General features: G+C 63.9%; 6 protein-coding genes. 4 read left to right on the forward strand and 2 right to left on the reverse strand.

The window, feature by feature from the left end:
* Positions 1 to 2,143, forward strand: a 2,143-nt coding sequence (locus RT424_RS23355; RefSeq protein ID WP_313443117.1) for a response regulator, incomplete at its 5' end; no start/stop codon positions are given.
* 15 nt (positions 2,144 to 2,158) lie between these two features.
* On the opposite strand, the gene RT424_RS23360 is transcribed toward RT424_RS23355, so the two are convergent.
* Positions 2,159 to 4,726, reverse strand: coding sequence for an EAL domain-containing protein (locus tag RT424_RS23360; RefSeq protein ID WP_313443119.1), 2,568 nt, complete (start codon positions 4,724 to 4,726; stop codon positions 2,159 to 2,161).
* Between the two features lie 200 nt (positions 4,727 to 4,926).
* Between RT424_RS23360 and RT424_RS23365 the strand changes: the two genes are divergently transcribed.
* Positions 4,927 to 5,103 carry a hypothetical protein gene (locus RT424_RS23365; protein ID WP_313443121.1) on the forward strand — a complete coding sequence of 59 codons (177 nt, stop codon included), beginning with the start codon at positions 4,927 to 4,929 and terminating at the stop codon, positions 5,101 to 5,103.
* On the opposite strand, the gene RT424_RS23370 is transcribed toward RT424_RS23365, so the two are convergent.
* The gene (locus tag RT424_RS23370) at positions 5,100 to 6,392 is read right to left on the reverse strand and encodes an HWE histidine kinase domain-containing protein (protein ID WP_313443123.1); all 1,293 of its coding nucleotides are present in this window, start codon (positions 6,390 to 6,392) and stop codon (positions 5,100 to 5,102) included. The genes RT424_RS23365 and RT424_RS23370 overlap by 4 nt on opposite strands.
* Before the next feature lie 265 nt (positions 6,393 to 6,657).
* Here RT424_RS23370 and RT424_RS23375 point away from each other — a divergent pair, with 265 nt between their 5' ends.
* Together RT424_RS23375 and RT424_RS23380 are read left to right on the forward strand one after the other, a co-directional pair.
* Complete coding sequence (locus RT424_RS23375) at positions 6,658 to 7,458, forward strand: hypothetical protein (protein ID WP_313443127.1); 801 nt, start codon at positions 6,658 to 6,660, stop codon at positions 7,456 to 7,458.
* Entirely contained in the window at positions 7,377 to 7,790 is a 414-nt protein-coding gene (locus RT424_RS23380; protein WP_313443125.1) for a GGDEF domain-containing protein, read from the forward strand. Before RT424_RS23375 ends, RT424_RS23380 begins: the two co-directional genes overlap by 82 nt.
* Positions 7,791 to 7,894: the final 104 nt, after the last annotated feature.

Here is a 7,894-nt window from a genome sequence, read left to right on the forward strand (position 1 = left end):
CGAACAGGCGAACCGCCAGCTGATCTCGGAGGTGGAACTGCGAACGCAGGAGCGCGACCGCATTCGCCGGCTCTTCCGCCAAGCCCCGAGCTTCATGTGCATCTTGAAGGGCCCTGACCATGTCTTCGACATGGTCAACGACGCCTATCAGCAACTTGTCGGCCATCGCGATGTGGTCGGCATGCCCCTTCGCGACGGGCTTCCTGAAATAGCCGGGCAGGGTTTCATCGAGCTGCTGGACAGGGTGTACCAGACCGGCGAGCCCTTTGTGGGCCGCAATCTCGAAGCCCATCTCCAGCGCACGCCGGAGGGGCCGCTCGAGACCCGCTTCGTGAACCTCATTTATCAGCCGATCATCGAGCCGGACGGCAGTGTCTCGGGCATCTTTGTCGACGGCTACGACGTAACGCATCAGAAGCGCGCGGAGGACCAGCTCCACAACCTCAACGAGACGCTCGAACACAGGGTCGAGCAGCGCACTGAAGAACTCGGCACGGCCCTTGGCCGGCTGCAGCGCGAAACGCTGGACCGCGAGGCTGCCGAAGCGGCGCTGCGCCAGTCGCAGAAGCTCGAAGCACTCGGCAAGCTGACGGGCGGCGTTGCACATGATTTCAACAATCTGCTGCAGGTGGTGAGCGGGAACCTCCAGCTGCTGTCGCGCGACATTGCAGGAAATGAACGCGCCGAGCAGCGTGTGCAGAATGCGCTGGCAGGCGTCTCGCGCGGCGCGAAGCTCGCCTCGCAGCTCCTCGCCTTCGGCCGCAGACAACCGCTCGAGCCCAAGGTGGTCAATTTGGGCCGCCTCATCAACAATATGGACGATCTCCTGCGCCGGGTCATCGGCGAGGATGTCGAGATCGAGACCATCGTGAGCGGCGGATTGTGGAACTGCCTCGTGGATCCGGGTCAGATCGAAAACGCCATCCTCAATCTCGCGATCAATGCGCGAGATGCCATGCCGGATGGCGGCCGCCTGACGATCGAGGCGGCCAACGCCTGGCTCGATGATGACTATGCCCGCCAGCACGACGAAGTCACCGCCGGGCAATATGTGATGGTGGCGGTTACCGATACTGGCACCGGCATGGCGCCGGAAATCATCGACCAGGTCTTCGAACCATTTTTCAGCACCAAGCCGGAAGGCAAGGGGACGGGGCTTGGTCTTTCAATGGTCCATGGCCTCGTCAAGCAGTCGGGTGGCCATATCAAGATCTACAGCGAGGTGGGTGAGGGCACGACCATCAAGCTCTACCTGCGCCGCGAGACTGCCCGGGAAGACATACTCACCGATACGAGCACGGGACCGGTGCGGGGCGGCTCCGAGACGGTCCTCGTGGTGGAGGACGACGATGCCGTCCGCGAGACCGCCGTCTGCCTGCTGTCCGAACTTGGATACCGGGTGCTGAAGGCGCGCGACGCGCAAAGCGCGCTCACCGTCATCGAGAGTGGCGTGCCGATGGATCTCCTCTTCACTGACGTCGTCATGCCCGGCCCGCTGCGTAGTCCCGAACTGGCGCGCCGAGCGAAGGAACGGCTGCCGAACCTCGCGGTGCTCTTCACCTCGGGCTATACCGAGAACGCGATCGTGCATCATGGCCGGCTCGATCCGGGGGTCGAGCTTCTTTCCAAGCCCTACACGCGCGAAGCGCTTGCCCGCAAAGTCCGCCACGTGCTGGCCAACGAAGCACAGCACCGATTGATCGCGGAGGGCGGCGGAAACGCACCGGAGCCATCGCCCTTGCCGGCGTCCCAGGCTGTGCGGGAGGCCCGCACCCTTCGTATCCTCCTTGTCGAAGACGACGGACTGATCCGCTTCAACACCGCGGACATGCTCGCCGATCTTGGCCATGCCGTCCTGGAAGCCGAGGACGCCGAAGCCGCCGAAGCGCTGCTGGGGCAAAACGAGGTCGACGTTGTCCTGACCGATGTCGGCCTGCCCAAGGCGTCCGGCATCGACCTTGCCCGGACCGTCAAGGCGCGTGTCCCCGCGCCAGCGATCATTTTCGCCAGCGGCGACGGCAGCGGCATTTCATCCACCGAATTTCCCGATGCCGCAATCCTGCTCAAGCCTTACAGTCAGGAGGATCTGCGCCGTGTGGTGTCGGCGATCTGCCTCGACCCAGCGAAGCGTGATCTCGCATAGCGGGATGACGAGGAGTCAAGCCGCCTGGCTGTCTTGGCGCGGGACGACGGACCGCTGGCTTTCGAGCATGGCGCAGAGCGCGTTCACGGGCAGCGGCCGACTGAACAGATAGCCTTGGAGATGCGTGCAGCCCATGGCGACAAGCGCTTCCATCTGCTCATGCGTTTCCACGCCTTCCGCGACAACGGCCATGCCGAGTTGTTCGCCTAGCCCTACCACGGCCTGGATGATCGCTCTCGCGGCCTGCGACTGAGTTACCTGCTCGACGAAGGAGCGGTCGAGCTTCACCTTGTCGAATGGGAAGCGCTGGAAATAGCTGAGCGACGAATATCCCACGCCGAAATCATCGATCAGGATCTGAATGCCCAGGCTGCGCAGCGCCTCCAACTGGTCGAACGTGCGCTCGACGTCGCGAATGACCAGCCCTTCCGTGACCTCGAGCTGCAGTCGGCTAGGACACAGACCCGAGGCCGCAAGCGCTGCGCCCACCGTTTCAACAAGCTTGCCGGAAACGAACTGTAACGGCGACAGGTTTACCGCCACCCGAACATCGGCGGGCCAGTTACGCGCATCGACGCATGCCTGGCGCAGCAGCTGTTCGGCCAGCTGGTCGATGATCCCGCATTCCTCGGCGAGCGCGATGAAGACGTCCGGCCGGATCGGCCCCTTGACCGGATGGGTCCAGCGCGCGAGGGCCTCCGCGCTCGTGATCCTGCCGGTCTGCGCCGCGACGAGAGGTTGATAGACCAGCCCGATGTCGCCGGCCGCGACCGCTTCGCGCAAGTCGCGCTCGATCTGACGGCGATCGCGCGCCGAGGAATCCATCTCGGCATTGAAGAAACACGCGCAGGCGCGGCCATTATGCTTGGCGCGGTAGAGCGCAAGGTCGACGTTCTCGCGCAATTGCTCGGTCGTTTCGCCATCCTGCGGCATGAGCACGATCCCCACCGAGGCACCGATGTAACAGACGCCGCGTCCAGTCACGATCGGCTTGGCCAATTCGTCGATCAGCCTATCGGCGCACATCTGCGCCCGTTCACGCAGGCGCTCCCCGGCCAGCACGGCGATGAACTCGTCCCCGCCGATGCGCGCAATCCATCCTTCGCTCTCGATGACGGCGCGCAGCCGATCCCCGACCTGGATGAGCACGGCATCTCCGCCTGGATGCCCAAACTGATCGTTGACCGCCTTGAACCGGTCGAGGTCGATGCTGAGCATGGCGAAAGGCTCGCGCGCCTGGACCATGCGGAACAATCGGTCAGTATAGCTCGACCGGTTGAGAAGCCCCGTCAGCGCATCATGATGCGCCAGACGGAGGACTTCGGCTTCCGTCCGGCGGATCTGCGTGACGTCTTCCGAAACACCGAGCAGATATTGGCAGGGGCGGTCAGGCACGTCGATCACGGTGCGCATTGTCCGCAGGTAGAGCGTCTCGCCATCGCCGCGGGTGAAGGCCGCTTCGGTCTGGTACGTGTCCCGGCGGGCTATCGCTTCATTGTCACGATCCTCGCTAGCCTCGGCGTTCGCCGGAAAGAGCTCGTGGTCGGTAGCGCCGATGATCTCGCTCGCCGGCCGCCCCATCACGGTCTCGCCGGCACGGTTGATCATCAGATAGCGGCGTGTCTCCACGTCTTTGACGAATAGCGTCGCGGGGAGGTTGGAGACGATGCTTTGCAGAAATTTCTGCGCATGTTCGCGTTCGCGTTCCAGGCTCTTGCGCGCGCTGATATCCCGCACGATGGCAGCGAAGCCCTGGTCTCCGCCCGGATCACCCCAGCGGGCGAGCGAGAGCTCGATCGGAAACTCGCTGCCGTCGGCGCGCATGGCGACGAGTTCGATGAAGGACCCGACGAGGCGGGTAGGGCCGCCCTGGGCAGCGCGTCCGAAGGCTTCAGCGTGACCGAGCGCAAAGCGCGGCGGCATGATGATGGAGACATCCTCGCCGATCGCCTCGTGGCGCGACCGGCCGAACATCTGCTCCGCGGCGGCGTTCCAATGAACGATCCGGCCGTTCAGATCGGCCGCCAGGACGGCATCCGACGTCGCATCGACAACCTTGCCCGCGATCTCCGTCATCCGCCGCGCACAGCGCGCTTCGATGAGGCTCGTCGCATGCTGTGCGAGATCCTCGAGGATAAGGCGCTCATCATCGTCCAGCCGCTCGCGCGGAGCGGGGTCGAATACGCACAAGGTCCCTAGGCAAAGGCCGGTACTCGTGATGAGCGGAACGCTCGCATAGAAGCGAATCCCGCCCTCCGACGTGACGAGCGGGTTGTCCCGGAAGCGGGCATCCTGGCTCGCGTCGGGAACGACAAGCGCCGAACGCGCCTCGAGCGCGTGGCTGCAGAACGCGACTGCGCGAGGCGTTTCGGGAAAAGCGATACCGTGGCGTGACTTGAACCACTGCCGGTGGCCATCGATCAGACTGATCGCCGCGCTCTGGACATTGAGGGCGACGGCGGCGACGCGGGTCAGGACGTCATATTCGCGCTCGGGCGGCGTGTCGAGAATCGCATAGCCGGACAGCGCGGCGAGACGCTCCCGTTCGATGTCCCAAGACGATGGCGCGTTAGAAAGATCCATCCGCCGCATTCTAGGGAAGGCTGGTTAATCTTTCCCTCAGTACATGGCCTGGAATGCACCAATTTTGCGGGCCGGTTGAGACCGAACGGTCACAGTTAATTTCGCGCCAAGGCCTGTCGGCAACGCCGGGTTAACGGCTGCGGGATTAGGTCGCCCAAAGACCTGTCGAACCCCATTCCCGGTGAGGGCGCATGAGGCTTATGGCATTGCAGGAAGCCGAGACCTTGCGACAGCGCTATGGGCGGCACGTACTGCAGGGGCTGGTCAACGAGATATTCCAGGCGGCGCGCGCGAAAGACGAGTCCCGCCTGGCAGAGCTGGAGAAAGTTCGCGCTGTCCTCGCCCCTGACCAAAGCGATTACGGCGACACGGCCTAGTCGGCGAGCCGATCGCGCATGAGCCTGACGATTGCCACGAGGCCGTCCGGATCCCAGTTCTTCTCCAGTCGGCCTTTGAGCCGGCCGCGCAACACCTGCTGCATCAGCTTGGTGCCAAAGCCCTGACGCGCGGGCGGCCCGGCGAGGCGCGGTCCGCCTCTTTCCTCCCAGCGGATGACGAGATCGGGTCCGCAGGCCTCCCATTCCACCCGGACATGTCCCTCTCCGCTGCCGAGCGAGCCGTATTTGACCGAGTTGGTGGTGAGCTCGTTGAACAGCAGGGCCAGGCTTGTGGTGGCCTGAGGCCCGAGCGGGATCGGCTCACCTTTGCAGCAGACACGTCCCGGCTCGGCGAGGGAGGTATGCGCCTCGAGGGGCGCCTGGATCAAGGCGGACAGCTCTGTCCGGTCGAGGCTGCCCGGTTCTTTCTCTGCTGCGCCCGTGTGCTCTGGCATCGCATGCGCGCGGGCAAGCGCCTGCAGGCGACCCGTCAGGGATTGCGCCAGTTCGGCAGGACTGGTCGCATGCCGGGCGCTCATCTCGATCATCGCCTGGGTGAGGGCAAAGAGGTTCTTCACCCGGTGATCCATCTCGCGCGCGATCATCGACTGTTGTTCAAGCGCTTCCTGCAGCCGCAGCTTGTCCTGTTGCATCTTCCGGGCCACGGCGACGAGGTCGGCGAGTTCCGATACGATCCGAAGATCCTCGCTGTCGAACTGATCCTCGTGCTGTGCAACGACCCACAAGGTGCCATGCGCCCGCTCCTTGCCGATACGAATAGGGACAAGCAGGACCTCAGGGATGACGAGATCATGCTCGGCGATCCAGTCATAGACGCGCTCAGGATGCCTGCACAAAAGCGGCGCATCGCGGTCCAGCGTCTCGCCGCAGGGGCTGTTGTGACGAGGCGTCAGCGCGCCTTCGAAACGGGCGAGCGCTCCGTTGAGATGCTGCCACCGAAACACGGGAGGATCGTGGCTCTCATCAAGGATGCTGAGCCCGGAAGCGCTAGCCTGGGTGAGTTCGAGGGCATGGGCCACCATGCGCGGCATCACCTCGTCGGGGGCATCGACCATTTTCCCGAGAAGCTGGCGGACCGCAAGGCGTTCAGCGCTGGGCGGATGCCGGTTGCGCGGACGTGCGCTTAGGTCGTCCGTGATGAAGAGTCTCGCGGACGGGTCTACTGGAAATGATTCGGCCGCATGCGTCGACACCTCACCCTCGCGGAATGCTTCAACTTGAAGAAAACCTGCCCGCGCCGCGGAGTCAAGCGTGTCGGCAATGGCCATCTTTGGGAGCAGCTCGGGCCTAGTTTTTGTGAGGCGAGACAGTTGAGCGCTGACAGATGACTGCTGATGGATGAAGCATCATTGCTGCTATTATTTTCCCCTAATTCCGCGGCAAAACGAGAGGATCGCTGTTGCGGAACATGGCAAAACTGTATCTGGTGCGCAGCACTTGCCGGCGCGCTAGTGCGTGCGAGCCTCCCGGGGGGGAAGCGGCGAGCAGGGCAAGGCAGGGGCGAATGCCAAGCGCGCAGGGTTGGGGGCATATTTGACGGATATCGATGCATCATCGCGATCGCCACGCAAATGGCTCGGCTGGCTCGGATCGAGGCATAGCGGAGACGAGACAGGCGGACCTCGCCCCGGTGCGAACACGGAGGACCGGCATCTTTCCGCGCGCCACCATGTCCTGAACGAGATCGCTGCATTCCTGCTCGATCATGGCCTGGAGATCAGCCCGGATAATCTTGTGGTCGCCCACGGCATCGCTAGCGGAAGCAATCCGGGGCTCGCGCGCAAGGTCATGCAGCGCCGGGCGGACGGCGGGACCGTGACGCAGGCGTGGCTCGACGAGGTTACCGCGGCTGCCAAGTCGGATGAAGCGCCGGGCGAGATCAAGCAGTTGATGGTACGTCTCGAGCAGACACTCGACACATTCTCGAAGAACACGACCGCCGCCCGGCATGCGACATCGAATTACGGTGACGAGCTCGAACAGCAGGTGGCCGATCTCGCGAGCGTCCAGCAAACCGGTCAGATCATTTCGACCTTGGCTGATCTCGCCAAGGCCATGCTGGAAAAGACGCGCAGCCTCGAGGCCGAAATGCGCACCAGCGAATCCGAAGCGAAAGGCCTGTGCCGCAGTCTGGAAAAAGCCCAGCGCGACGCGGAAGTCGACCATCTTACCGGTCTGCCCAATCGCCGCGCTTCGAAGCCGTGCTCGAGCGCGAGCACAAGGCCGCCCGCGCAGCGCTCGACCCGCTGGTCCTGGCTTTTTGCGATATCGACCATTTCAAGCGCATCAACGATACCCATGGCCACGAGGCGGGTGACCGGGTGCTGCGCCTGATCGCTGATCTTCTGTCCGGAATTTCGGACGACAAATGCCACGTCTCACGCCATGGCGGCGAGGAATTTGTGATGCTCTTCAGGGGGTGCACCCTTACCGAAGCCAAGGAGCGCCTTGACCGGCTGCGCGAGAGCCTCGCCGAGCGGCGTCTGGTCAACCGGCACAACGACGAGCCCTTCGGCCAGATCACCTTCTCCGCAGGCGTGGCTGACGTCTTCGATCATCCCGACCCGCGGGCTGCGCTCAAGGCCGCCCATGAGGCGCTTTATGGGGCCAAGACCGGAGGCCGCAATCAGATTCGCGTCGCGCCCAAGCCGGGCACCGCTCGCTAAAGGATCAGGAGCGCGCTTGCCGCAGGACGTCCCGGACCACCGAGGCGGGAACCGCGAAACCGATGCCGACATTGCCCTCGAACGGCGCCAGGATCGCCGTGTTG

Origin of the sequence: Novosphingobium sp., from assembly GCF_032093395.1 — a bacterium.
GTDB lineage: Bacteria > Pseudomonadota > Alphaproteobacteria > Sphingomonadales > Sphingomonadaceae > Novosphingobium.